Consider the following 25,841-nt stretch of genomic DNA (forward strand, 5'->3'; position numbering starts at 1 on the left):
CTAAAAAAGAAAAAAAATGTTTAGTAGATTTATTCACAGACCCGTATTTGCGATAGTAATTTCTATTATTATCGTATTTATAGGTTCGCTCGCGATCAAGCAGCTGCCTATATCACAGTTCCCGCAAATCGCGCCCACCACGGTCAATATCTTTATTGCTTATCCTGGTGCGAGTGCAGATGTATTAGTAAAATCAACCTTAGTGACTCTTGAGAACTCCATTAATGGAGTGCAGGGGATGCGTTATATGGCCACCGATGCAACCAGTGCCGGTGAAGCAACCCTGAGAATTATTTTTGAACCCGGTACAGATCCCAATCAGGCGGTCGTGCGGGTCAAGACCAGGGTTGACCAGGTTATGCCCCTCTTGCCCGAATTGGTTCAGCGAGAAGGAGTAGTTATTACACCCATACAGCCTAGTATGTTGATGTATGTGAACCTGTATTCTAAGGAAAAAAGTATGGATGAAAAATTTCTGTACAATTATGCTAACGTAAAAATGATACCCGAGATCAACCGTCTTAAGGGGGTTGCGCGTTCTCAGATTTTAGGTAGCCGTAGATATGCGATGCGTGTGTGGTTAAACCCAGACCGTATGCGTGCTTACAACATTTCGGTAGATGAAGTGATGAAAGCGATGCAGGAGCAAAGTATCGTAGGTAGACCGGGGCGTCTGGGACGAAGTTCGGGTATTGAAGCACAGTCCTTAGAATATGTATTGACGTATAAAGGAAGGTATAACGAACCTTCACAATACGAGAATATTATCATCAGAGCCAATTCTGAAGGTGAGAGCATCAGGCTTAAAGATATTGGTAAAGTAGAACTGGGAAGTGAATTCTTTGATATTTACTCCAATTTAGACGGTCATCCTTCTGCGGCTATCGTACTGAAACAAAATTACGGTAGTAATGCCAGTGATGTAATTGATGAGGTAAAAGAAAAGCTTGAAGAAATGAAAGCTGATTTTCCTCCCGGGATGGATTATAAGATCAGTTATGACGTTTCTAAATTCTTAGACTCTTCCATAGAGCAGGTGATAGATACGCTTCGAGATGCTTTTATCTTAGTGGCACTTGTAGTGTTTATTTTCTTAGGAGACTGGCGTTCTACATTGATCCCAATTATTGCAGTACCAGTTTCTTTGATCGGGGCATTTTTTGTCATTCAATTCTTTGGGATATCTATAAATATGGTAACCCTCTTTGCACTCGTACTTGCCATTGGTATTGTGGTAGATGATGCGATTGTCGTCGTCGAGGCGGTGCATGCCAAGTTTGCAGAGCATCCCCATATTTCACCTTATAAAGCAGTACAACAGGTTCTTGGTGAAATAAGCGGTGCGATTATCGCGATCACCGGGGTGATGGTTTCGGTATTCTTACCTATCTCCTTTATGTCTGGACCGGTAGGTACGTTTTACAGACAGTTCTCGATCACTATGGCGAGTTCTATTGTGATTTCAGCATTAATTGCACTTACCCTTACACCAGTATTGTGTGCTATGCTCTTGAAAAACAATCACGGTGAAGATAAAAAACGCAATATTTTAACCCGTTCGCTTGATAAATTCAATAGTGTTTTTGACAAACTTACCGGTAAATATGTGATTCTTCTTAAGAAAATCGTTAGCAGACGCTGGTTGACTTTTGGAATTCTAATCGCATTCTGTATTGGTATTTTTGTGCAGAGTCAATTCCTTCCTTCCGGGTTTATACCTAGTGAAGATCAGGGTACTATTTATGCGATTATTCAGACACCTCCGGGTGCGACCTTAGAGCGTACCAATAAAGTTTCTTTAGAGCTTCAGAAAATTGCTGAGCATGTAGATGGTGTTGAATCTGTTTCTTCACTGGCGGGTTATGAGATTATGACCGAAGGTCGTGGTTCTAATGCGGGTACGTGTTTGATCAATTTAAAACCCTGGTCAGAACGGGAGCACGACGTAACTGAGATCATGGAAGAGCTTGAGGAAAAATCTAAAGGTCTTGGTGCAATAATCGAGTTCTTTGAGCCACCAGCAATCCCTGGTTTTGGTTCTTCTGGTGGATTCTCTATGCGTTTATTGGATGAGAATACCGAGACCGATTATCAGGATTTTGATAAGATCAATCAAGAGTTTATAGAACACTTAAAAGAGCGTAAAGAACTTACGGGTGTATTTACCTTCTTTGCTGCAAACTATCCGCAGTATGAGTTAGAGATCAATAACGATTTGGCTATGCAAAAAGGAGTTTCTGTAGGAGATGCTATGGAAAACCTGAACATCATGATCGGTAGTACCTATGAGCAAGGTTTCATTAAGTTTGGTCGTTTTTTCAAGGTGTATGTACAGTCTGATCCTAAGTTTAGAAGACTTCCTTCTGATGTTTTAAACATGTTTGTGAAGAACGATGAAGGCGAAATGGTGCCGTATTCAGCATTTATGAAGCTGGTTAAAACTCAGGGGCCTAACGAAGTTACACGCTTTAATATGTACAACTCTGCAGCGATCAGAGGGCTCCCGGCTCCCGGTTATACAACGGCAGATGCTATTGAAGCCATCCGTGAGGTTGCCGCAACCACATTGCCCAAAGGCTATGACATTGGTTGGGAAGGTCTTTCTTATGACGAGGCTAACCGTGGTAACGAGTCCATCTATATTTTCTTAATTGTATTGGTCTTTGTGTATTTCGTTCTGGCGGCGCAATATGAGAGTTTTATCATACCGTTAGCTGTGGTGTTATCACTACCGGTCGGGGTGTTTGGCTCGTTTATGGTGCTTAAGATGATGGGACTTCAGAATGACATTTACGCGCAGATAGGTCTGATCATGTTGGTAGGTCTACTGGGTAAAAATGCCGTGCTTATTGTAGAGTTTGCGGTATTGAAGCGTTCGCAGGGTGCGACGATTCTAGATGCTGCGATAGAAGGTGCAAAAGTACGTTTTAGACCTATTTTAATGACTTCGTTTGCTTTTATCGCCGGTTTGATTCCGTTGCTGTTTGCTTCAGGAGCCGGCGCGATAGGTAACCACACCATTGGTGGTTCTGCACTGGGAGGTATGTTGTTTGGTACCATCTTCGGGGTTGTTATTGTTCCCGGATTGTACTTCATATTTGGCTCTCTTGCAGACGGAAGAAAATTAATTAAAGACGAAGAAGATGGTTCTTTAACAGAGGGCTTTGTACACGAAATAGATAGTTTTTCAAATTCAGAAGAAGATGATCAAGAAGATAAATAGAATCCCTTATATATTTAGCGCAGTGGTGTGTGTGTTACTGGCTTTTTCAGCCTGTAAAGCACCCAGCGTACTAGAACGGGAGGTCGATTTAAAAGACCTCCCTCAAAACTTCGCCAGAGGTAATGCAGATACTACAAATACTGCATTGATACAATGGAAAGCGTATTTTACAGATCCTTACCTGACGGGCTTAATAGACTCTGCTTTGGTAAACAATCAGGAGTTGAATATGATGCTTCAGGAGATTGCGGTTTCTAAAGCAGAAATCAGAGCTAAAAAAGGAGAATACCTGCCTTTTGTAGGTTTTGGCGCAGGTGCCGAAACCGAAAAAGTAGGTAGATATACCAGTCAGGGTGCTAATGATGCGAATACAGACATCAGACCCGGACAAGAATTTCCGGAGCCGTTGCCTAATTATGAATTCGGGTTAAAGGCGACCTGGGAATTAGACATCTGGAAGAAGTTGCGCAATGCTAAAAAAGCAGCAGTTTTCAATTACTTATCAAGTGTTGAAGGCCGAAACTTTATGGTTACGCAATTGGTAGGCGAGATCGCTGAAAGTTATTATGAACTTCTGGCTCTTGATAACCAGCTTGAAATCGTAAACCGAAATATTGAGATCCAGAGTAATGCTTATCGCATTGTGCGTTTACAAAAGGAAGCGGCCCGGGCTACAGGTCTTGCGGTAAGTAAGTTTGAAGCCGAAGTTTTACATACCAAAAGTTTGCAATTTGATATTCAGCAGCGCATTGTAGAAGCAGAAAACCGTATCAACTTTTTGGTAGGACGTTTTCCGCAGCACGTAGAACGCAGTTCACAAGAACTGTTGACCATGGTTCCTAAGGCCATTGAAGCAGGTATACCTGCACAATTGCTTGAGAATCGTACCGATGTAAAGCAGGCAGAATTAGCGTTAGAAGCTTCTAAATTGAATGTAAAAGTAGCCAAAGCTCGTTTTTATCCCTCCTTGGGTATTTCTGCGGGAGTTGGTTTTGGTGCATTCAATCCGAAGTATTTATTAGATACGCCAGAATCTTTACTGTATTCTATCGCAGGTGAATTGACCGCGCCTTTAATCAACAGGAATGAGATTAAAGCTTCTTATACAAGTGCAAGTGCAAAACAACTTCAGGCGGTTTATGATTATGAAAAAACTGTATTGAATGCGTATATCGAAGTGGCTAATCAGCTTGCTAAGGTAGATAACCTGAGTAAAAGTTTTGATCTGAAATCTCAGGAAGTTGAAGCGTTGAACCGTTCGGTTAATATATCTGGGCAATTGTTTTCATCGGCACGCGCAGATTATATGGAGGTGTTGATGACGCAACGAGATGCTTTAGAATCCAACTTTGAATTAGTAGAAACCAAAATGGACCAGATGAATGCTTATGTGCATATGTATCAGGCACTAGGTGGTGGCTGGAACTAAGATTTAGTTAGTGTTGAGGTGGTTTGCAGCACTTCTTCTTGATATCGGAAGTGTTTCAAACTAGAAACCGCCCGGAGGTGATGTCCCGGGCGGTTTTTTATTGGCACCTCCAAAAGGGTTTAAGATCTCAAAGTAGTTTTTTTTAGTTCACTTAAGGATCGAGGTAATTTTATACCACATCTAAATTTGTTTCGTTATTTTAGAAATTCAGCAATTGAAGCGATGAAACCGTTTGTAAAAGAAGATTCTATAGTGCGAGAAATTTGGGGTAAAAGCGATACGGTTTTACTCATTTTTGCCGGTGCTGCCGCAGAGTTTGCACTCAATAAAGCTGTAGATTGGTTGTATTTTACCGGGAAACTTCCTGCAGATCCCTTAGGACGTTTATTTTCTACCGTGACTTATGCGCGTAACATTATTTTTGCTGAAGAAGAGCAGGCACATCAAACTATAAATGCTATATATCATATTCATAAAGCAGTAGAGCAGAAGCGAGATACTACGATACCTGACTGGGCCTATCGTGATGTATTATTTATGTTGATTCATTATTCTATAGCTTCTTACGAAGTCTTAGAACGCAAGCTCAGCAATGCTGAGAAACAAGAAATCTATGATGTGTTTTACCGATTTGGAAATCAAATGCAGTTGAAAGATCTAGCGGCAGATTATGAAAGCTGGTTGCCACAGCGCGAAGAACATTTAGATAACGATCTTAAGAAAAGCGCTTATACAGAAGACTTATTCAAACAGTATAAAAAGCATTTGGGAACCTTTCGTTATTTCTTTTTAATCGAAGGACAAAAATTACTCGTACCTGCACAAGTGAGCATACTACTCGGTTTTGGCCGCTTTTCGATGCTTAATCCTGTGATTCCCTTTTATAAATTGAGTAGAAGGTTAAAACTAGATGTACTTGTAAAAGCTGTTTTATTACCGGAAAATTATAAAGAACAGATTAATGAAATAGATGTGGTGGTTTAATATTAAAATGATTTAATCAATGAAAAAGCGACCCAGACCGGGTCGCTTTTTTATCTTTCTTCTATGTTCTAACATCTCACATCTAGATGATTGTACTCTGTCCCATATGGATGTTCTTAAAATTACGGTTGGTATCATCTGGATGAGTGATGTAATCAGCAATAAAATCACCAACCTTAGTCGTAGTAAAGGCTTTTTTAGGATTGATATCTCCGGTTGTGATTCCCAATTCCAGGGATTTTTCAACAGCGTTTTCAATCGCATCTGCTTCTTTGTGTAAATCTAAATGGCGCAACATCATCGCAGCAGAAAGAATAGAGGCAAGCGGATTGGCAATATTCTTTCCGGTAGCTTGTGGAAACGAACCGTGAATAGGTTCAAACATACCTACCGTACTACCAACAGAAGCCGAAGCTAACAATCCGATAGAACCCCCAATTACTGAAGCCTCATCTGAGATGATATCACCAAATAAGTTTTCGGTTAAAATCACGTCAAACTGACTTGGGTTTAAGATCATTTGCATCGCCGCATTGTCGACGAATAAGAAATCGAGTTCTACATCATCGTATTCTTTGGCGATTTCGGTAACCGTTTTGCGCCATAAACGTGACGTTTCTAACACGTTTGCTTTGTCAACAAGGGTTAATTTTTTTCTTCGGTTTTGAGCCTCTTTAAAAGCCAGATGCGCAATACGTGTAATTTCAGCTACAGAATAGGAGCAGCCATCGCTTGCAACTTGTCCGTCTTCACTCAGGTGCTTATCACCAAAGTAAATTCCACCAGTCAATTCGCGATAGATTGAAATATCTGTCCCGCTGATGATTTCCTTTTTTAAAGGTGAATTCTCAATCAAACGCTCGTAAGCCTTTACCGGTCTGATGTTGCAGAATAAACCTAACGACTTACGTAGCTTTAATAAGCCTTGCTCCGGTCTTACTTTTGCAGACGGATCGTTGTCGTATTTAGGGTGGCCAATAGCGCCAAAAAGCACGGCATCACTTGCTTTACACAGTTCGATAGTATCGTCTGGTAACGGATTTCCGGTGGCATCAATCGCACAGGCACCCACCAATGCTTTTGTAAACTTAAAGGTATGGTCGTAGACGTCAGCAATAGCGTCAAGTGCTTTTATTGCTTGCTCGGTAACTTCAGGACCGATACCGTCTCCTGCTAAAAGTGCAATATTGAATTTCATAATTTCATTTTATTTCAAAACCCCACAAGTTCTGGAAACTGGTGAGGTTTGTAGATTGTTACGGGTTAAAGTTTAATAGCTCTGCTCTAGTTCAAAAGCTTCGATTTTATCCTTTTTACTGATTAAAAAGTCAATGTCATCGTAGCCATTAATCATACAAACTTTTTTATACGGATCGATCTCAAATTCTAAATCACCGGCAGGTGAAGTCAATATTTGGTTTTCCAGATCAATCGTAAGTTTAGTATCGGGTTTGTCTTTTATAGTCTGAAGCAATTCCTTTAAATATTCAGGAGTTACTTGTATCGGTAAGATACCGTTATTTAGCGCATTACCTTTGAAAATGTCAGCAAAAAAGCTGCTGATCACCACTTTAAATCCGTAGCCTCCAATTGCCCAGGCAGCGTGTTCTCTACTGGAACCACAGCCAAAGTTATCTCCAGCAACCAGAATTGGTCCGTTATAGGTATCGTCATTCAATACAAAATCTTTGTTTTCATTCCCCTCGTGGTCGTATCTCCAATCGCGAAATACATTATCGCCAAAACCTTGCTTGTCGGTAGATTTTAAGAAGCGTGCAGGTATGATCTGATCGGTATCTATATTTTCAATAGGTAACGGAACAGCAGTATCGGTAAGTTTTATAAACTTTTCCATCTAGTTTAATTGTTTTGTAATGTCTGTAATTTTTCCGGCAACGGCTGTAGCTGCAGCCATAAGCGGACTCGCTAAAATGGTACGCGCACCCTGACCTTGTCTTCCTTCAAAGTTTCGGTTAGAGGTAGAAACACAATACTCACCTTCCGGAATTTTATCGTCGTTCATCGCCAAACATGCCGAGCAACCCGGTTGTCTCAGTGCAAATCCTGCTTCGGTAAAAACCTTGTCCAATCCTTCTGCAACAAGCTGCTTGGCAACCTGCTGTGACCCGGGAACCAACCACGCATTTACATTAGAAGCTTTTTGTTTTCCTTTTACAAAATCTGCCGCAATGCGGAAATCTTCGATACGTGAATTGGTACAACTCCCTATAAACACATAATTGATAGGCTTGTCGATAAGGCTTTCTCCTTTTTTGAAGTTCATATAGGCCAAAGCCTTCTCTAAATTCACATCTTCTTTATCAGGAATCGTACCGGTCACTTTGATCCCCATTCCCGGGTTTGTACCGTAAGTCACCATAGGTTCGATGTCTTCTGCATCAAAAGAATATTCTTTGTCAAACACTGCATCAGCATCAGTAGGAAGGGTTTTCCAGTATTCTAGTTTTTTGTCCCATTCTGCTCCTTCAGGTGCAAACTCGCGCCCTTGTACATAATCAAAAGTAGTCTGATCTGGAGCGATCATTCCGCCACGGGCACCCATTTCGATGCTCATATTACAAACGGTCATACGCCCTTCCATAGACATCTCTTCAAAAACGTTACCGGCGTACTCACAGAAATAACCCGTACCGGCATTGGTACCAATTTTTGAGATTACATAAAGAATAACATCTTTAGGCAATACATTCGGTTTTAGTTTTCCGTTTACATTAACCCGTAAACTTTTAGGCTTGGTCAATAACAAACACTGACTGGCAAAAACCTGTGCCACCTGACTCGTACCTATACCAAAAGCAATGGTACCAAAAGCACCGTGCGTAGAGGTGTGGCTATCTCCACAAACCATAGTCATTCCCGGTTGTGTGATTCCCAATTCTGGAGCCATTACGTGAACGATACCGTTGTATTCATGACCTAAACCATACAGCGTAATACCGTGTTTCTCACAATTCTCGGTGAGTTGTTTAAGTTGATTTCTTGAAAGTACATCACGCACCGGTAAGTGCTGATCTACTGTGGGGGTGTTGTGATCTGCAGTCGCCATAATCTGATCTGGACGTGCTACGGGAATGCCCCGCTCTTCTAATTCTGAAAAGGCCTGTGGGCTGGTTACCTCGTGAATAAGGTGTTTATCAATGTAAAGTACTTGTGGTCCATTAGGCACCGTGTCTACCACGTGTGCATCCCAGACTTTATCAAATAAGGTTTTTCCTGCCATTTTAATGTAATTAGTTCCGTAGAACTTTAATAGTATTTGAAAAAATAAGGATTCTTATGATGAAGAATCCTTATGTTAAATTTTGATTTATAATGAATTAAGCCTCGACTTGCGTCTGAACATTTGCTACTTTCATAATCTCGTGAATGTCTTCATCTAAGATTTCCTTCTGCTTATCTGCAAATTTAAGAAACACATCATAAACCGCGTCTAACTGAACCTTAGTTAATTCATAACCCACTTTCTTAGATCGATACGCTAAAGCAGCACGACCACTACGGGCGGTAAGTACGATCGCACTTTCGGTAACACCTACTTCTTCAGGATCCATGATTTCATAAGTCTCCCGGTTTTTAATCACTCCGTCCTGGTGAATTCCAGAGCTGTGCGCAAAAGCGTTAGAACCTACAACGGCTTTGTTAGGCTGTACAGGCATTCCCATTTTATCACTCACCATTTTACTGGTATCCCACAATAAACGTGAGTTGATATCGGTATCTAAACCTAAAGTAGGATGCTGGCGTAAGATCATTACCACTTCTTCTAAAGCAGTATTTCCTGCACGTTCACCGATACCATTGATAGTACACTCAATTTGACGCGCACCATTTATAACACCAGCAATCGAGTTCGCTGTTGCTAAGCCCAAGTCGTTATGACAATGGCAAGAAAGTATGGCTTTATCAATACCTTTTACATTTTCTCTAAGGTATTTCATTTTTGCACCATATTCTTCCGGAAGGCAATATCCAGTAGTATCCGGTATATTTAAAACAGTTGCACCTGCTTTAATCGCAGCTTCACAAACACGTGCTAAATATTCATTATCTGTACGGCCGGCATCTTCAGCATAAAACTCCACATCTTCAACAAAAGTCTTGGCATAAGCCACAGCATCATAAGCACGCTTGATGATGTCTTCACGATTAGACTTGAATTTATATTTTATATGGGAGTCGCTGGTGCCAATACCCGTATGTATACGCGGCTTTACAGCGTGTTTAAGTGCTTCAGCAGCAACTTCAATATCTTTTTTTACAGCGCGGGTAAGACCACAAACCGTAGCGTTCTTTACCAGACGTGCAATTTGATCAACAGAATTAAAATCACCGGGACTAGAAATAGGGAAACCGGCCTCAATAACATCAACACCCAGTAAATCGAGACGTTCTGCTATAATCAGTTTTTGATTGGTGTCTAATTTGCAGCCCGGGACTTGCTCCCCGTCTCTAAGCGTCGTGTCAAAAATTTGGACTTTGTTATCGGTCATAGTGCTTTTTTTCTCAATTTAAGTGTGAATATATATATTGGTAGTACTTTTGAAGTTCCTAACGGCAAATAACCTACGATGTTTAAGTAAATTTGTCTCTGTCTAAAATATTGATATACAGTTTTTTATGCGTAAAATCATTACAACAGCAAATGATTCAAAAGATTCTCTTTATGTTCTGATAAAGTCGTTATCTAAGTCTGAAAAGCGTCAGTTTAAATTATATGTAGGTCGTTTAGACGGTAATGCGGATTCTAAATATTTGCAGCTTTTTAATCTGCTTGATAAAATGAATTCGTATAATGAAAGCGAGATTTTTAAGAATAACATCGTAAAAAAACAACAGCTTTCTAACCTGAAAGCACACCTCTATAAACAGATTTTAATCTCACTCAGGTTGAGTCCGGCTCATCAAAATATACGGGTTCAAATACGAGAACAGCTTGATTTTGCTACGGTTTTGTATCAAAAAGGCTTGTATCAGCAAAGCCTCAAACTACTCGAGAAAGCCAAACATATGGCTATTGAAAATGAAGAGAAAAATGTAGCTTATGAGATCGTAGAACTTGAGAAGGTTATTGAAACCCAATACATAACGCGCAGTATGAGCACCCGCGCTGAAGAACTTGCGCATGAAGCTAAAGTTCTGAGTCAGCAAAATCTAATGACCAGTAAGCTGTCTAATTTGTCTATTCAGTTGTATGGGTTGATGCTTAAAACCGGTTATGTGCGCAGTGATGAAGAAAAACGCGAAATCACTGCATTTTTCACCCAATCAATGCCAAAATACAAAATGAGCACGTTAGGTTTTCGCGAGAAACTCTGGCTCTATAAGGCATATCTCTGGTATAGTTTTTTGATACAGGATTTTCTATCGTGTTTTAAATATGCCATGCGTTACGTAGAACTCTTTGAGGAAAATCCGGCGATGATTGCCCGCAATCCGGTGTTTTATTTAAAAGGAAATCATTATTTACTGGAATCACTTTTCTACCTAAAACACCACACCAAATTTAAAGAAGTTCTTGAAAGTCTGGAGATGCGACTGCAAACAACAGATTTCCCCACCAGCGATAATCTGGAGATTCTAGAGTTTTTATATGTGTATTCCCATAAGCTGAATCTGAAGTTTATGGTGGGTGATTTCAGTACCAGTGACGGACTTATAGAGAAGATTGAAAAGTATCTGAAACAAAACGGACAACGGATGGATGAGCATCACATTATGGTGTTTTATTATAAGATCGCAAGTCTGTATTTTGGTAATGGACAGAATAAAAAGTGTATTGAGTATTTAGGAAAGATCATCCATAATAAATCGCTCAAAATGCGTGAAGATTTGATGTGTTTTTCTCGTATTCTGAATCTTGTTGCGCATTACGAGGCGGGAATGGATTACCATCTCGAAACCTTACTGAAGAGCACCTATAAGTTTTTGATCAAAATGGACGATCTGCATGAGGTCCAAAAGGAAATGATCAAATTCCTTAGAAATCTGGGAGATATTTTTCCTAGTGAGTTGAAGAACGAATTTAAAAAATTGCGTAAACGGTTGGAGGTTTATGAAGAAGATCCATACGAGCGCAGAGCCTTTTTATATCTTGATATTCTTTCCTGGTTAGATAGCAGAATTGAAAGTCGCCCAGTTGCTGAAATTATTAAGGAAAAAGCAATGGTGTTGAATCGGTAGACAGTGCGTTGCAACGTTCTAATTACAAGCTAAAAACATTAGTTTCCTGTTACATTAGGCAAGAAATTTATATATGAAGTAAAAAGTGAATCATAAACTGAAAACCTACCTTTTGCCAACCCAACCCAATTCTTTTATAAAAAACATACTTCAACTCAATCTGGCGATGCTTTTAGTCAGCACCAGCGGGGTGCTGGGACGTGCGGTCACGTTGCCTCCTGTGGTTACAATAGGATGGCGGGCTTTGCTTGCAGTGGTATTTCTTATGCTTTTTTTAAAGTGGAAAAAGATCAGTTTTAGGATAGCAAAAGAAGACCGAAAGCAGGTTTTTTTAGGCGGAATTTTAATGGGCATACACTGGGTGGCTTATTTTAAAGCTTTACAATTGAGTAATGTTGCGATTGGAATGCTTACGATCTTTACATACCCGGCATTGACAAGTATTTTAGAACCGTTGCTTTTACGCTTGCCCTTTCAGAAAATTCATTTGTTTTTGGGACTACTGGTTCTAGGCGGGATCGCATTACTCATTCCTGATCTGGATTTTGAGAATGAATATACCCAAGCCGTAGCTTATGGTCTAGGATCTGCCTTGGCGTATGCACTGCGTAATATATTGATGAAAAAGCAAGTGGCAAACTATCACGGCAGCTTGCTGATGCTATATCAGGCGTTGATCATCGGTGTTTTATTGATCCCTTTTAGTTTTCAAACCACTATTGAAGCCCTTCAGGAGAATTTGATCTGGATTTTGGCTCTGGCACTTTTTACTACCGCTTTGGGGCATACCTTATTTCTATTGACATTTCGCTATTTTTCCATTACTACGGCGAGTATCATCAGCAGTGTTCAGCCGGTTTATGGTATTTTATTAGGCGTTTTACTCTTGGGAGAAGTCCCAAAGCTATTGACGATTATTGGAGGACTTTTAATTATTAGCGCGGTGGTGATAGAGAGTTTGCGTAGTGCAAAAGAGAAGGGATAAATAGTTTAATTTAATCTTCTTTTTATAAAGTCTAAATATAAAAACATCTATATCAGCTATTTGTATTGTTTCTATGCGTATGTCTGGGTAAATTAATGTCCTATTAATCTCTAAAAACAAAAAACAATGGCTATCAGACTAGGAAATAGTTGTTCAAATTGTGAAAATTTGACAGCATCAAACGACTGTAAATTACACGGAGTTCACGTAACTGCCGGATATACTTGTGACAGTTTTGAAATGAAAGCAGTCCTTAAAAATGACCCTAATTGTGCAAATTGCGCACGCTTTCATGGACCGACATGCGCTAATCCACAAAAAGCAGCCCCGGAAATGCTTTGCTCACACTGGGCTCCTAATAACAATATGGCTTAAATACGAAGTCTATTTGAAAAATAAAAAAGCCCGCTGATCTGTGGGCTTTTTTTATTGGCTCCGTCAAAGAGTTTAATATCCTGAAGCTTGCCTCGAAATAGAAAATTTGTTTTTAACGAATACCTCTTGGGTTAGCCCCGAGGATTTATTAGCTGATACACGCGTTCCAGATCGCATCGTCGGTGGGTGGTTCTGCAATAAAGGTCATTTCTTCCTTTTTTACAGGATGGGTTATAACCAATTTTCTGGAGTGTAAATGAATGCTTCCGTCTTTATTACTTCGGTCTGCACCGTATTTTAGGTCACCTTTAATGGAACAACCAATAGCAGATAACTGCGAGCGTATTTGGTGGTGCCTTCCGGTATGCAGATCTATTTCCAGCAGGTAATAATTATTGAGTTCTTTAATAATCTTATAATCTAAAATTCCTTTTTTACTATCGGGAACCTCATTTGCATGGCTATACGATTTATTCTGCTTAGGGTTTCGTTTTAGATAATGTATAAGCGTATCTGCTTTTTGGGGCGGAGCATCTTTCACCACTGCCCAATATGTTTTTTTAGCTTCTTTCTGAGCAAATAATTTATTGAGACGCGGTAAAGCTTTAGAAGTGCGTGCAAAAATTACAATCCCACTGGTAGGCCTGTCCAGACGGTGTACCACACCCAGATAAACAGCTCCAGGTTTGTCATACTTTTCTGCAATATAGCTTTTAACCACTTCGCTTAACGGCTTGTCACCGGTCTTATCACCTTGTACAATATCACCCGGTCTTTTATTGACGACAATGATGTGATTGTCTTCATAAATTACCAGAAGGTTGTCTTTTGTGCTGTGTGGATTTGTAATCAAGGCTAAATGTTCAAGATTTTGGAGCTGCATTTTTATCTAATCGATGATTTTCAAATACTTCTAAAGCAGTTTTCAAAAATCCGATTAAACCTATTCCAAAAATTAATATTCCAATAGATAATTGTTGTAATTTCTCATTAACAGAAATAAAATATCCAAAAATTCCAATAGCTATAGTAGCGAACGTCATTATACTTAAAATGCCAATTGCAATTTTGCCTTTTTTGGGATTTTCCCAAATTTTTTTAGAGAAATTATTTTGAGTTTTTGTAGTGTCTTGTAATGTAGAAATGCTTATTCCTAAACCCATAAATATGAGTGTGTAATTATAATTCTCAAAGATTATATCTGGATTCTCTTTTAGATAGTCAAATCCCTTTAAGTAAGGAACCAAAGCATAGAAAAGACCCATCAACATTAATGGATATTGAAGGTAGCTTATTAATTGAAAAATCTTTCTATAGTTCATAAATGAAATTATATTCTAAATGAAAGCATTCTATAAGTAGCTATATTTTAGACCTCCCACTTTATAATTTTTAATACTGCTCGTCATCACTGGGGAAATCCACCGCTTTCACGTCAGAAATGTATTGCTCAAAAGCTCCGGTCATTTGCGTATGCAGATCCAGATATCTTCTTAAAAAACGCGGACTGAACTCTTGACTCATCCCCAGCATATCGTGCATCACCAAAACCTGGCCGTCAACACCATTACCGGCACCAATGCCTATTACCGGAATTGTTAAACTTTCGGCTACTTCTTTAGCAAGCTTGCTGGGTACTTTTTCCAGTACAACGGCAAAACAACCTATTTTCTCAAGAAGCAAGGCATCTTCCTTCAGTTTTTGAGCTTCGGCCTCTTCTTTAGCGCGTACCGTATACGTGCCAAATTTATATATAGACTGCGGAGTCAAGCCTAAATGTCCCATTACAGGAATTCCGGCATTTAGAATACGTTTGATAGATTCTTTAATCTCTTTACCTCCTTCTAATTTCAATGCGTGTCCGCCGCTTTCTTTCATAATGCGTATTGCAGAACGAAGTGCTTCTTTAGGATCACTTTGATAACTCCCAAAAGGTAGATCAACTACTACCAGAGAACGTTGAATGGCTCTGATAACCGAAGATGCATGGTAGATCATCTGATCAAGGGTTATGGGTAATGTGGTCTCGTGGCCCGCCATCACATTAGAAGCTGAGTCTCCCACCAAAATTACATCTATACCGGCGCGGTCAACAATCTTTGCCATAGTGTAATCATAAGCGGTAAGCATCGCGATTTTTTCACCGTGACTTTTCATCTCGGTAAGTGACTTAACGGTTATTCTTTTGTATTCTTTTTTTGCTGCAGACATAGCACAATTTTTTAATGCGGGTAAAAGTAGTAAATTACTCGATAATCGAGATGCAATGGGCTTAGAGCTTCACTCGAATTAAAAATACTACAGTATAAATCCCGTAGCGACTTGCGCTGAAGCGGTTGATAACTATCACTTTATGAAAAGAATTATTGTTCTACTCATTTTTATATCTTTTAATTATCTGCAGGCACAAGAAGATATGCATCCTGAAGAAACAGTAGTCGCTTTTTTTAATGCCTTTCATCAGCAGGATACACTAGCGCTAAAAGAATTGATTTACGATACCGTAAAAATGCAATCGGTGCAGGCCAGACCAGATGGAACAGTAAAGATTTCTAACAGTGGTTTTGATGCTTTTTTAAAGTCGATAGCCTCTATACCTCAAGAAGTGACTTTTGAAGAGCGTATTAAAGATTATCAGGTTCGCTCAGATGGCTTGATGGCTCATGTGTGGACACCTTATGAATTTTATATTAACGGTGAAATGAGCCATTGTGGGGTGAATAGTTTTCAGTTAATCTGGGTTGGTAAACAATGGAAGATATTTTATATCGTAGATACCCGAAAACCAGAAACTTGCGAATAATATTTTTGCAGGTTTAAAGTAATTGGCTATCTTTCATAACCTTAATGTTTCCCCTGATCTTGAGCTAATTACTTTTATATTTATTAGAAGTTGGGGAAAAAATTATATACTTTATTTCTGCTTTTTGTATTGATGTATGGCGTTAATTATGCCCAGCAACAAGAATCCTATTTAGAAACTTTACGTCCCGGTTTTACAGTAGATATTCGGTTTTTTGATCCTTTAGATCAAGAAGCAAACTCCGTGATTTCTGGTAATGCTCAAGCTGTTTTTAATACTGAAACTAAACTTCCTAAATTAAAATCTGAAGTTGCTACCGGGCTTAGCTATATGTTAATCTACAATGCATTAGATTTTGAACGGGAGCTTCTCCTAAGCGATACGATTGCCAACACCTTTTCCGCACGATTTTCTGAAGCTTACAATACGTTCAGTAAAGAAAATGGGAAAGAAGAGGCGTTTTTTGTTTATACGCTAAATAGAAAGCCGCTCTATGATCTGCGTTTGAATGAGCTAAATTTTACAGAAGAATTTAAAGATGCTGTAAAGCGTTTGGGACGAGATCTAACTCCTAAAGGCTTTATTTCCCGATTTGGAACCCATTATGCCGAGCAGCTTACTTATGGCGGATTGTACATTTTACGAAATAAAATAAGGAGCCGGGATTATGTGAATTCGCCCTATGATGAAGACGCATTTCAAAAAAATCTGCTTCTCAAGATTGCTCAGCAGCAGCGTGGTGATTCGTTGACCGAACCTTATATCAATATCGGTCAGCCACAGGTTTTTACAAAGGGTGGGGACCCTGCTGAACTATGGACTGAGCGCTGGGAAAATACGGTTACTGAAGATAACGCAGTTGTCATTAATACCCAGCTGGTGGAACTTACCAATTTACTTTCAACAAATAACTTCCCGGAAACTGAAGAGCTTAATTACAAACGTGATTTGCTTCACGCGGCTATTATTTCGGCACAGCAGAAATCGATCTCCTGGCAGGAAAAAGATTCTACAGCTAATTTTTATAAGAAGTATTCGCTGCAGTTTCGTCAAAAAATCACTTCAGTGATAAAGACCGAAACAGGAGCTGAAGAGAAGCCAAATGCCTATGTGGGTGACTTATTTTACGGTGCATTTAGTAAAAACCGAGAACCGCTCAAAACAGCCCCGATAATTGAAAATAACGGGATAGATCTCAATTCGTTATTGACCGATGAGGAAGTTAAACTCAACCGAATCCTTGATTTTACGATTTCTCCCGAAGAATTGAAAGAAAGTTACGTGAGTGTCTGGGATGACGCAAAAAAGTTGGTAAAAGGTGAGAAGCGCACAGCACTTTTTGTTTCAGGTCCTCAAGATGCGCATATACCTTTTAGAGATGCATTGGTCCGCCCGATTTATAAAGAAGTTGCAATTACCACGATTGATGGAGATGTGTACACCATTAAATACAGTCTGGAGCAGCTACGCAACACTACTGCTATTTTAAGTGCAAACAACAACTATACTTATTCTATGGAGTCTGAACTTGTTGCTGCTGCCGCACGTGGTGACATTGAGACACTAGAAGATTTATATGCCAGAGGTGCCTCCCGAACAACAAGCGGGGTTTTAGAAGCTGCTATCCAGAATTTTGACAATGCTGAAGTTTTAAATGTGATCTGTGACTTTGGTGTGCGTCCTACCACAGCAGATCTTGACATCGTTTTTGACCCGGATTATTTTAGTAAGGCCGATGCTTTAACATTGCTAGAACGTGGTGCATCTCCTAAAAACAATATGATATATAAAGCCGTTGCTTTTAAGCAACCAGAGGTAATTCATGCGTTATTGCGTGAAGGAGCAATACCGGTTAATAACGATGTGGCATTTGCTGTTAAAATGGGAGATTATGAAGTGGTAAAAGCTTTGATGAGTATGCGTTTTGAAACCTTTGAGGCCGATCAACAGATGCTTGCGCTTGCGGTTGCTCATGGAGATGTAGAACTTACCAATACCTTTATAAATTATGGGGCTGAGGCAGATGCCAAAACCTTACAGATGGCCACTAAAACAGGAGATAAAAACATTATAGATCAGGTAAAAGTAATCACTCCAGGCAGTACACAGGTGCTTGAAGTAGCTGCAGAAGCAAACGATACAGCGTTGTTTGATTACTTTTTTAAAAAAGAAACTGTTACCATCTCTCCTCAAATCATATCTACAGCTATTCAGCATACTAACATGGTTATTCTTGAAAAAGCACTTGAAGGTTCAGAATTACAGAATTTTGCTTTAAAAGAGGCAATTGCTTTTAAGAACCCGGCTGCGGTTAGGTTGAGTTTGAAAAAAGGAGCAGAACCGGATTCGGTTTTTGAATATGCAATTTTAGAAGAGGATTTTGCATTGTTTAAAGAGGTTTTAACTCAGTATGAGGGCGATCCTCAATTGGCTTTTGAGCAAGCTGTTTTCTTTGATAAACTCGATTATGTAATATATGTATTCGAGCATAACGGAACGGAACTAGAAGCTGAAAGTCAATTGCTACGTGCTGTAGGGAACCAGAATTTTGATCTGGTTAAATTTTTAGTAGCTCAAGATGCCAATCCTGAACTAGGAATAGACGCTGCGGTTGCTTCCGGAAATTTTGAAATCACCCAATTTTTAATCGAAAATGGCGCTTCAGTATCTAACCCGCAGTTGATTCAGAATGCTATCAAAACTGAAAATACAGCGTTGGTGAAATTGCTATTAGATACCGCTAGCATTGATCCTGATGCAATTATGTTAGATTTGATCAAAACAAACAATGTAGCGTTGGTTCAAAAGAATATAGCGTTGGGAGCTCAGCTTAATTCAGAATTCATGAATGCGGCTTTAGATAGCGGTAATGAAGAACTTGTATTGTTGTTATTGGCTTCAAGTTCGAAAGAAGAATTTTCAGAAAAGCTTTTGTTTACTGCAGTTCAAAAAGGAATGCCTCAAGTTGCTGAGGTGCTTATGGATTCCTTACAAAACCCTGACTATGCTCTAGAAGCGGCTTTTCAATTTAAGAATATTGAAGTTTTAAATCTTGCACTTGTAAAAGGAGCAAAACTGGTAAATACCGATTTGATCAGAGTTGTTAAAGATGGTTTTAGTAAAGCTGTACCGGTGTTGCTAGAAAAGAATCTCAACCCACGCATTACAGATAACGAAGACAACGGTCTTTTGCATTTTGTGGTTTATAAATATGACGACGGCGATACCGAAACTCTTGATGTGTTGATCAAAAATGGAGTCCATATCAATGCGAAAAACAAAATAGGGGAGACGCCATTACACTGGGCAGTAAAAGCCGGAATCACCAATAAATCTATTATTATAAAGTTATTGAATTCTGGCGCTTTACCCGAAGCTCAAACAGTAAAGCGACAAAGCGTTGCAGATTATACTGATGATAAAAAACTACGAAAGTTACTCAAAGCGCCTCTCGCAAACTAGCAGTCACTCAACGCCACATTTACTGCAAGACCACCTTCGCTGGTTTCTTTGTATTTAGAATTCATATCTTTTGCGGTTTGCCACATCGTTTCAATTACCTTATCTAGAGGCACTTTTGCATTCTTTGAATCTGTGTCGAGCGCCATCTCGCAAGCATTGATTGCTTTAATAGCACCCATCGCATTGCGTTCTATACACGGAATTTGCACCAGACCTCCAATAGGGTCACAGGTAAGTCCCAAGTGATGCTCCATCGCAATTTCACTTGCCATCAAAACCTGCTCAGGAGTTCCACCCATCAGTTCGGTAAGTGCGCCTGCAGCCATTGCGCTAGAGACGCCTATTTCTGCCTGGCAACCGCCCATAGCTGCAGAAATGGTAGCTCCTTTTTTAAACAGACTTCCTATTTCACCCGCCACCAGCATAAACTGCTTGACATCTTCAAAGTTTGCATCGTGATTTTCAATAACCATATAATACATCATCACAGCAGGTATAACTCCGGCGCTTCCGTTTGTGGGAGCAGTTACCACACGTCCCAGCGAAGCATTTACCTCGTTAACGGCAAGTGCAAAACACGACACCCATTTAAGGATTTGTCTGAATTTTACTTCGGTGCTGCGTATGGCGGCGATCCACTCATCTGGAGAGGTATACTGGCAATCACCAATAAGCGTTTTGTGCGTGTCAAATGCCCTGCGACGTACGTTGAGTCCACCCGGTAAAGTACCTTCTGTATGGCAGCCGGTATACATCGAGTCAAGCATAACTTCCCAGATTTGTTTCAGCTTAACATCTATTTCTTCTTCAGTAGCCAGTGAACGTTCATTGGCCATCACAAGTTCAGAAATTTTAAGATCTTCAGCATTGCAAAAAGCCAGTAGTTCTTTACCAGACTGTACCGGAAACGGAAATTCTTTCAGTTTTTCCTGCTTGGCTTTAGAGCGCAGACGTTCTTCCTGAACCACAAAACCTCCACCTATAGAATAATAGATTTCTGAAGTGCGTTTGCCGGTATTCAATTTTGCTCTGAATGTGATTCCGTTAGGATGAAATTCTTTGAATTTTTTATTGAAAACAATAGCACTTTCAGTATTAAAATCAACTGGCATTTCGCTATTTAACTGGATCTTCTTGGTTGATTTTATACGCTCTATAACCTTTGGGATATCTTCTATAGGATAGCGTTGCGGGTCTAGGCCTTCTAAGCCTAAAAGTACAGCGATATCAGTCGCGTGGCCTTTACCTGTAAGGGATAAGGAACCGTAGAGTTCTACTGTAATTTCAGTGATGCTGTCAAATTTCTTTTTTTCTTTTAGCTTATCGATCCATCTTAAGGCTGCTCGCCATGGACCCAACGTGTGTGAACTAGACGGTCCCACACCAATCTTAAGCATATCAAAAACGCTGATACTTTCTATTTTACGCATACTGAGAATTTGGCTTCAAATATAGCATAATTCACAGAGCTTAAATTTAAATAGAGCATCTGTTAATTTTTAGGAAATTTTCCGTTTAAAGGGAAATAATCCATACTTTTGGACAATGGAATTTGAAGAATTGTATAAGATCAAAATGCCTGATGAGGTGCATCAAGCGGGTACTTCTAAGCAGACCGGTTTTCCGAGTCCGGCTACTCATTATTTAGAAAGTACCATCGATCTCAATTCGATCTTAACCACAAACCGGGATGCCACTTTTTTTATTCGTATCAGCGGTAACGGATGGAAAGCACATAATATTTTAGATCAAGACGTACTCATCATAAACCGGGCAGCTCCTGTAAAACATGGGAAGTTAGCACTTGTGGTTACAGATGGCAGCTTTAAGATAGAACGTATACCTACTACTTCGGTAGATGATTTAGAATTTACCGTTTGGGGCGTAATAACCTACATCATTCACGCAGTATTATGATCGCACTGGTAGATTGCAATAGCTTTTATGCCTCATGTGAACAGGTTTTTAGGCCTGACCTGTGGGGTAAACCTGTTGTTGTTTTAAGCAATAATGACGGATGTGTGATCGCAGCTAATAAAGAGGCTAAAGCCCTTACCGATATCCCGATGTTTGAGCCGGTTTTTAAGATCAAAAAATTACTGATTGAAAATCAGGTTAATTTCTTTTCTTCAAATTATACCTTATACGGGGAGATGTCACAGCGTGTCATGAATACCTTGAAGCTTTTTTCGCCTCAGGTAGAAATTTACAGTATTGATGAGTCGTTTATTGACCTGGCTAATATGAGGTTTGTAAATCTTAATGCTCACGGGCATCAGATTAAGAATACTGTTTTACAACATACGGGTTTGCCTGTGGGCGTAGGGATTGCACCGACTAAAGTTTTAGCAAAGCTTGCCAACAGCATGTCTAAAAAAATAACGGGATATAATCACGTTTGTGTTTTAGATACGACTGATAAATGTATCAAAGCTTTAAAGAAAGCCGAATTGAAAAATGTCTGGGGTATTGGCAAACAACATCGGAAGCGGTTGAATAATCAAGGGATTTTTAGTGCTTATGAATTTGCTTATGAGGTTTCGCTAGAATGGGTGCGAAAGAATATGACCGTAGTAGGCGAGCGAATTTGGCGGGAGTTGCGCGGTGAATCCTGTCTTAGCTTGGCCATGCTTCCTAAAGCCAAAAAAGCGATAGGAACTGCAAAATCTTTTGGTAAAAAACTTACCGACTTAGGGATGATAGAGGAGGCTTGTGCGTATTATATTTCTGAAGTGAGCGAGGTGTTGCGCAATCAGAATTCGTGTGCTCAGTATATTCAGGTTTTTTTGCAAACCAATTACCACAGTGACAGAGATGCTCAATATTCAAAAAGTGTGACGGTGACGTTGAGCACGGCAACAAATAATACCTATATGCTAACACGTGAAGCCAAAAAAGCGTTACAGACGATTTACAAACCGGGTTATCGTTATAAAAAGGTAGGTGTAAACTTAAGTGGTCTAATTCCGCAGGAATATGTGCAGACCAATATTTTTGAACAGGAAATCTCTAAAGATCGCTCACAATTGATGCGTACGGTAGATAAACTGAATCAGAAATATGGTAAGTCTACCGTTTGCTCAGCCTTAGTAGGAAACCGCATCAGCCAGTGGGAACTGGTAAAAAACGACCGAAGCCCCAGATACACCACACAGTGGAAGGAGTTGCTTACGATTGACTCGGAGTGCTTGTAGGTTGATGCGTTAAAGTCATCTCAATGCTGGGAAATATAACAGCTCAGGATAAAAGATTCAACGGTTTTTAACTTGCAGACCGAAACAAGATCACCAGCAAGGGAATCAAATTATTAATAATGTGTAGCGCGATGGACCATTCTAATTTTTGGTTTTTAATTTTAAGATACCCAAAGGCAAACCCTGCAAACACACGTGGCATAATGAGTATAAGCAGCGGAATATTAAAAATAAAGTCAGTCACATAATTAGTAATGTGAAACAATCCAAAAAGGAGTGAACTGATGCACCAGATTACGATCACGTATTTTGACAACCAGGCGCGAATGCGCCTTGCTTTTAAAGGAGGAATCAACTGCGAAACTATATAAATCATGCTTGCCAGTAAAATGACCAGAAATATGGTTTTTACAAATGAGTTTATTTGTTCTGGGATGTATTGCGAAATAATAAACACTGGCCAGCTGCTTATAAAATAGGCGAGGTCGTAATGCGAAGGTTTTAGTAAAGATCTAAACAGCATTTCTTCTAACACAGGCCCTACAACCAGAATCATTAAAAAAGCTTGTAGAGGGCTTTCTTTTATAAATGACTTAAGACTGCTTTGCTCGTAAGATGCGAGCTCAATTTCCGGGTAAATAGTATTGATGATGAGTATGCCCAGTGCATAAACGGCATAGAGTAGGAGCAAAAGGCTTAGACTCTTAGTAAAATGGTGTTGCTTATATTTTGAAGTCAAAGGGGGACGTATGAATTTATAAACTTACGTTTTTAAAGTTGCAAAAGGGATAGTAAGAGAAATCCTCCTGCCTTTTTGCAGGAGCTTGTAGCGGATAGCCCGCCACTACGACCGCGATAGCGGCGTAGGGGTTTGCCCGAAAGACAAGATTAAAAGGATTTGTGACAGCTTGTCAGTATTATTTCTACTGGCATAAAGATTGACTTTAACAGACCGAACAAAATTTAATAACACTTAAAATTATATATAACATGAGTAAGATCATAGGAATTGACTTAGGTACAACGAACTCCTGTGTTGCCGTGATGGAAGGTAACGAACCAGTAGTTATACCTAATGCAGAGGGGAAAAGAACAACCCCGTCTGTTATAGCATTTGTAGAAGGAGGAGAAATTAAAGTAGGTGACCCTGCAAAAAGACAAGCTGTTACTAACCCAACCAAAACGATATCCTCTATCAAGCGTTTTATGGGTAACAAGTATAGCGAGTCTTCTAAAGAGTTAGAAAACGTTGCTTACAACGTACAAAAAGGAGATAACGATACGCCACGTGTAGATATTGACGGGCGTTTATATACACCACAAGAATTGTCTGCTATGATTCTTCAGAAAATGAAGAAGACTGCAGAAGATTATTTAGGTCAGGAAGTAACAGGAGCAGTAATTACTGTACCAGCTTACTTTAATGACTCTCAGCGTCAGGCTACAAAAGAAGCTGGTGAGATCGCAGGTTTAAAAGTAGAGCGTATTATTAACGAGCCTACTTCTGCAGCATTAGCTTATGGTCTTGATAAAAAAGACAGTGATCAGAAAATTGTAGTATTTGACTTTGGTGGGGGTACGCATGACGTTTCTATCTTAGAATTAGGAGACGGTGTATTTGAAGTACTTTCTACTGATGGTGATACACATTTAGGTGGTGATGACGTAGATAGTAAAATCATCAACTGGTTGGCAGAAGAATTTAAAGCTGAAGAAGATATGGACCTTCGTAAAGATCCTATGGCGCTTCAACGTTTAAAAGAAGCTGCTGAGAAAGCAAAAATAGAGCTTTCTTCTTCTAACCAAACTGAAATTAACTTGCCCTATGTTACGGCTACTGCTAGTGGACCAAAACACTTAGTACGTACGTTAACTCGTTCTAAATTTGAGCAATTAATAGACGATCTAGTAAAAAGAACAATCGCTCCTTGTGAGACTGCACTTAAAGCTGCAGGTCTTTCTAAGAGTGATATAGATGAGATCATCTTAGTAGGTGGTTCTACACGTATCCCTGCTGTACAGGAAGCTGTAGAGAAATTCTTCGGTAAAAAACCAAGTAAAGGAGTAAATCCTGATGAGGTTGTAGCTGTAGGTGCTGCTATACAAGGTGGTGTATTAACCGGTGATGTAAAAGACGTATTGCTACTTGACGTAACACCGTTATCATTAGGTATTGAAACTATGGGGGGTGTAATGACTAAATTAATTGAGTCTAACACAACGATTCCAACTAAAAAGTCTCAGGTATTCTCTACTGCAGCAGATAATCAACCAAGTGTTGAGATTCACGTATTGCAAGGTGAACGCCCAATGGCAAATGATAACAAAACTATAGGTCGTTTCCACTTAGATGGTATTCCACCAGCACAGCGAGGAACTCCTCAGATCGAAGTTATCTTTGATATTGATGCTAACGGTATCATCAAGGTAAGTGCAGAGGATAAAGCTACCGGTAAGAAACAAGACATTCGTATTGAAGCTTCTTCAGGATTAACAGAAGAAGAAATTCAAAAAATGAAGTCGGAAGCTGAAGCAAATGCTGAGTCTGATAAAGCTGCTAAAGAGAAAGTAGACAAATTGAATGAGGCGGACCAGATGGTTTTCCAAACTGAAAAACTGTTGAAAGAATCTGGAGATAAGTTATCTGCAGACAATAAAACAAAGATCGAAGGAGCTCTAGAAGAGTTAAAGACTGCTTATGCTACTCAAGAAGTAGAGAAAGTACAACCAGCTCTAGATAATTTGAATGAGATCTGGAAATCTGCTTCTGAAGAGATTTACAAAGCTCAGGCAGAAGGCGCACAAGGTGGAGCACAACCCGGTCCAGACGCAGGTCAGGCATCAGGTGGTGAAGCTGAAGGAGCTTCTGGAAGCGATGTAGAGGATGTAGATTTTGAAGAAGTGAAGTAAGCAGAGAAGTCAATCTCCTTAACAGATTGATGTGAATCGCTTATCTCGGACGCGTTCCGGGATCTTTAAAAGTTGATTAACCAAAGGGTATCTTTGGTACTTAATACTAAGAAAAACCCCGATGCGAAAGCATCGGGGTTTTTTGATTTAACAAAATGTCCCGTCCTGAAATAGCGATACACTAAAACCTTAGTGTAATGAAAACACCCTCAAAGAGTGGTTATGCAAAAAGAACCCAAAAAGACTACTCGCTTTCTTTTAAGCTTCAGGTTGTC

General features: G+C 39.7%; 20 protein-coding genes. 11 read left to right on the plus strand and 9 right to left on the minus strand.

The genetic code is table 11. The features are described from left to right. Window positions 1-16 precede the first annotated feature (16 nt). From DSM02_RS18290 to DSM02_RS18300, 3 genes are all read left to right on the plus strand, one after another. Window positions 17-3,223 carry an efflux RND transporter permease subunit gene (locus DSM02_RS18290; protein WP_128766937.1) on the plus strand — a complete coding sequence of 1,069 codons (3,207 nt, stop codon included), beginning with the start codon at window positions 17-19 and terminating at the stop codon, window positions 3,221-3,223. After that, the gene (locus DSM02_RS18295) at window positions 3,204-4,652 is read left to right on the plus strand and encodes a TolC family protein (RefSeq protein ID WP_128766938.1); all 1,449 of its coding nucleotides are present in this window, start codon (window positions 3,204-3,206) and stop codon (window positions 4,650-4,652) included. The genes DSM02_RS18290 and DSM02_RS18295 overlap by 20 nt, the downstream gene beginning before the upstream one ends. A 222-nt stretch (window positions 4,653-4,874) precedes the next feature. Next, entirely contained in the window at window positions 4,875-5,636 is a 762-nt protein-coding gene (locus DSM02_RS18300) for an oxygenase MpaB family protein (protein WP_128766939.1), read from the plus strand. 82 nt (window positions 5,637-5,718) lie between these two features. Here DSM02_RS18300 and leuB read toward each other — a convergent pair whose 3' ends face one another. From leuB to DSM02_RS18320, 4 genes are all read right to left on the minus strand, one after another. Next, window positions 5,719-6,834 carry a 3-isopropylmalate dehydrogenase gene (gene leuB / locus DSM02_RS18305; RefSeq protein WP_128766940.1) on the minus strand — a complete coding sequence of 372 codons (1,116 nt, stop codon included), beginning with the start codon at window positions 6,832-6,834 and terminating at the stop codon, window positions 5,719-5,721. A gap of 72 nt (window positions 6,835-6,906) precedes the next feature. Next, window positions 6,907-7,491, minus strand: a complete 585-nt coding sequence (leuD, locus tag DSM02_RS18310) for a 3-isopropylmalate dehydratase small subunit (protein WP_128766941.1) — start codon at window positions 7,489-7,491, stop codon at window positions 6,907-6,909. Further along, entirely contained in the window at window positions 7,492-8,877 is a 1,386-nt protein-coding gene (leuC, locus tag DSM02_RS18315; protein ID WP_128766942.1) for a 3-isopropylmalate dehydratase large subunit, read from the minus strand. A gap of 97 nt (window positions 8,878-8,974) precedes the next feature. Further along, entirely contained in the window at window positions 8,975-10,147 is a 1,173-nt protein-coding gene (locus tag DSM02_RS18320; protein ID WP_128766943.1) for a 2-isopropylmalate synthase, read from the minus strand. 127 nt (window positions 10,148-10,274) lie between these two features. Here DSM02_RS18320 and DSM02_RS18325 point away from each other — a divergent pair, with 127 nt between their 5' ends. The 3 genes from DSM02_RS18325 to DSM02_RS18335 all read left to right on the plus strand — a co-directional run bounded on the left by DSM02_RS18325 (window position 10,275) and on the right by DSM02_RS18335 (window position 13,197). Continuing rightward, on the plus strand, window positions 10,275-11,837 hold the full coding sequence (locus tag DSM02_RS18325; protein ID WP_128766944.1) for a hypothetical protein: 1,563 nt from the start codon (window positions 10,275-10,277) through the stop codon (window positions 11,835-11,837). A gap of 85 nt (window positions 11,838-11,922) precedes the next feature. Continuing rightward, entirely contained in the window at window positions 11,923-12,822 is a 900-nt protein-coding gene (locus tag DSM02_RS18330; RefSeq protein WP_317128264.1) for a DMT family transporter, read from the plus strand. Window positions 12,823-12,948: 126 nt separating this feature from the next. Further along, window positions 12,949-13,197 (plus strand): hypothetical protein, encoded by a 249-nt coding sequence (locus DSM02_RS18335; RefSeq protein ID WP_128766945.1) that lies wholly within the window; start codon window positions 12,949-12,951, stop codon window positions 13,195-13,197. 148 nt (window positions 13,198-13,345) lie between these two features. Here DSM02_RS18335 and DSM02_RS18340 read toward each other — a convergent pair whose 3' ends face one another. The 3 genes from DSM02_RS18340 to panB form a co-directional block, all read right to left on the minus strand. Beyond that, a complete protein-coding gene (locus DSM02_RS18340; RefSeq protein WP_128766946.1) occupies window positions 13,346-14,080 on the minus strand; it encodes an RluA family pseudouridine synthase in 735 nt (244 codons plus the stop codon). Beyond that, entirely contained in the window at window positions 14,061-14,519 is a 459-nt protein-coding gene (locus DSM02_RS18345) for a hypothetical protein (protein ID WP_128766947.1), read from the minus strand. The genes DSM02_RS18340 and DSM02_RS18345 overlap by 20 nt, the downstream gene beginning before the upstream one ends. A 70-nt stretch (window positions 14,520-14,589) precedes the next feature. Further along, window positions 14,590-15,408 (minus strand): 3-methyl-2-oxobutanoate hydroxymethyltransferase, encoded by an 819-nt coding sequence (gene panB, locus DSM02_RS18350; RefSeq protein ID WP_128766948.1) that lies wholly within the window; start codon window positions 15,406-15,408, stop codon window positions 14,590-14,592. Window positions 15,409-15,550: 142 nt separating this feature from the next. On the opposite strand from panB, the gene DSM02_RS18355 reads away from it, so the two are divergent. Next, a complete protein-coding gene (locus tag DSM02_RS18355; protein ID WP_128766949.1) occupies window positions 15,551-16,000 on the plus strand; it encodes a nuclear transport factor 2 family protein in 450 nt (149 codons plus the stop codon). 90 nt (window positions 16,001-16,090) lie between these two features. Then, complete coding sequence (locus DSM02_RS18360; RefSeq protein WP_128766950.1) at window positions 16,091-19,462, plus strand: ankyrin repeat domain-containing protein; 3,372 nt, start codon at window positions 16,091-16,093, stop codon at window positions 19,460-19,462. On the opposite strand, the gene DSM02_RS18365 is transcribed toward DSM02_RS18360, so the two are convergent. Next, entirely contained in the window at window positions 19,459-20,892 is a 1,434-nt protein-coding gene (locus DSM02_RS18365) for an L-serine ammonia-lyase (protein WP_128766951.1), read from the minus strand. The two genes, DSM02_RS18360 and DSM02_RS18365, sit on opposite strands and share 4 nt — an antisense overlap. A gap of 115 nt (window positions 20,893-21,007) precedes the next feature. Between DSM02_RS18365 and DSM02_RS18370 the strand changes: the two genes are divergently transcribed. Both DSM02_RS18370 and DSM02_RS18375 read left to right on the plus strand, forming a co-directional pair. Beyond that, entirely contained in the window at window positions 21,008-21,379 is a 372-nt protein-coding gene (locus DSM02_RS18370; protein ID WP_128766952.1) for a S24 family peptidase, read from the plus strand. Continuing rightward, window positions 21,340-22,656, plus strand: a complete 1,317-nt coding sequence (locus DSM02_RS18375; RefSeq protein WP_240674099.1) for a Y-family DNA polymerase — start codon at window positions 21,340-21,342, stop codon at window positions 22,654-22,656. The genes DSM02_RS18370 and DSM02_RS18375 overlap by 40 nt, the downstream gene beginning before the upstream one ends. Before the next feature lie 67 nt (window positions 22,657-22,723). Here the strand turns inward: DSM02_RS18375 and DSM02_RS18380 are convergent, their stop codons facing one another. Further along, the gene (locus DSM02_RS18380) at window positions 22,724-23,347 is read right to left on the minus strand and encodes a CPBP family intramembrane glutamic endopeptidase (RefSeq protein ID WP_128766953.1); all 624 of its coding nucleotides are present in this window, start codon (window positions 23,345-23,347) and stop codon (window positions 22,724-22,726) included. 299 nt (window positions 23,348-23,646) lie between these two features. Here DSM02_RS18380 and dnaK point away from each other — a divergent pair, with 299 nt between their 5' ends. Beyond that, a complete protein-coding gene (gene dnaK / locus DSM02_RS18385; protein WP_128766954.1) occupies window positions 23,647-25,566 on the plus strand; it encodes a molecular chaperone DnaK in 1,920 nt (639 codons plus the stop codon). The last annotated feature ends 275 nt before the right edge of the window (window positions 25,567-25,841 follow it).

Source organism: Leeuwenhoekiella polynyae (assembly GCF_004104075.1).
GTDB lineage: Bacteria > Bacteroidota > Bacteroidia > Flavobacteriales > Flavobacteriaceae > Leeuwenhoekiella > Leeuwenhoekiella polynyae.

Bases quoted from the DNA above. Each gene is read 5' to 3' on its own strand.
- DSM02_RS18290 (WP_128766937.1), top strand. From the start codon at position 17: ATGTTTAGTAGATTTATTCACAGACCCGTATTTGCGATAGTAATTTCT.
- DSM02_RS18295 (WP_128766938.1), top strand. From the start codon at position 3,204: ATGATCAAGAAGATAAATAGAATCCCTTATATATTTAGCGCAGTGGTG.
- DSM02_RS18300 (WP_128766939.1), top strand. From the start codon at position 4,875: ATGAAACCGTTTGTAAAAGAAGATTCTATAGTGCGAGAAATTTGGGGT.
- leuB (WP_128766940.1), bottom strand. From the start codon at position 6,834: ATGAAATTCAATATTGCACTTTTAGCAGGAGACGGTATCGGTCCTGAA.
- leuD (WP_128766941.1), bottom strand. From the start codon at position 7,491: ATGGAAAAGTTTATAAAACTTACCGATACTGCTGTTCCGTTACCTATT.
- leuC (WP_128766942.1), bottom strand. From the start codon at position 8,877: ATGGCAGGAAAAACCTTATTTGATAAAGTCTGGGATGCACACGTGGTA.
- DSM02_RS18320 (WP_128766943.1), bottom strand. From the start codon at position 10,147: ATGACCGATAACAAAGTCCAAATTTTTGACACGACGCTTAGAGACGGG.
- DSM02_RS18325 (WP_128766944.1), top strand. From the start codon at position 10,275: ATGCGTAAAATCATTACAACAGCAAATGATTCAAAAGATTCTCTTTAT.
- DSM02_RS18335 (WP_128766945.1), top strand. From the start codon at position 12,949: ATGGCTATCAGACTAGGAAATAGTTGTTCAAATTGTGAAAATTTGACA.
- DSM02_RS18340 (WP_128766946.1), bottom strand. From the start codon at position 14,080: ATGCAGCTCCAAAATCTTGAACATTTAGCCTTGATTACAAATCCACAC.
- DSM02_RS18345 (WP_128766947.1), bottom strand. From the start codon at position 14,519: ATGAACTATAGAAAGATTTTTCAATTAATAAGCTACCTTCAATATCCA.
- panB (WP_128766948.1), bottom strand. From the start codon at position 15,408: ATGTCTGCAGCAAAAAAAGAATACAAAAGAATAACCGTTAAGTCACTT.
- DSM02_RS18355 (WP_128766949.1), top strand. From the start codon at position 15,551: ATGAAAAGAATTATTGTTCTACTCATTTTTATATCTTTTAATTATCTG.
- DSM02_RS18365 (WP_128766951.1), bottom strand. From the start codon at position 20,892: ATGCGTAAAATAGAAAGTATCAGCGTTTTTGATATGCTTAAGATTGGT.
- DSM02_RS18370 (WP_128766952.1), top strand. From the start codon at position 21,008: ATGGAATTTGAAGAATTGTATAAGATCAAAATGCCTGATGAGGTGCAT.
- dnaK (WP_128766954.1), top strand. From the start codon at position 23,647: ATGAGTAAGATCATAGGAATTGACTTAGGTACAACGAACTCCTGTGTT.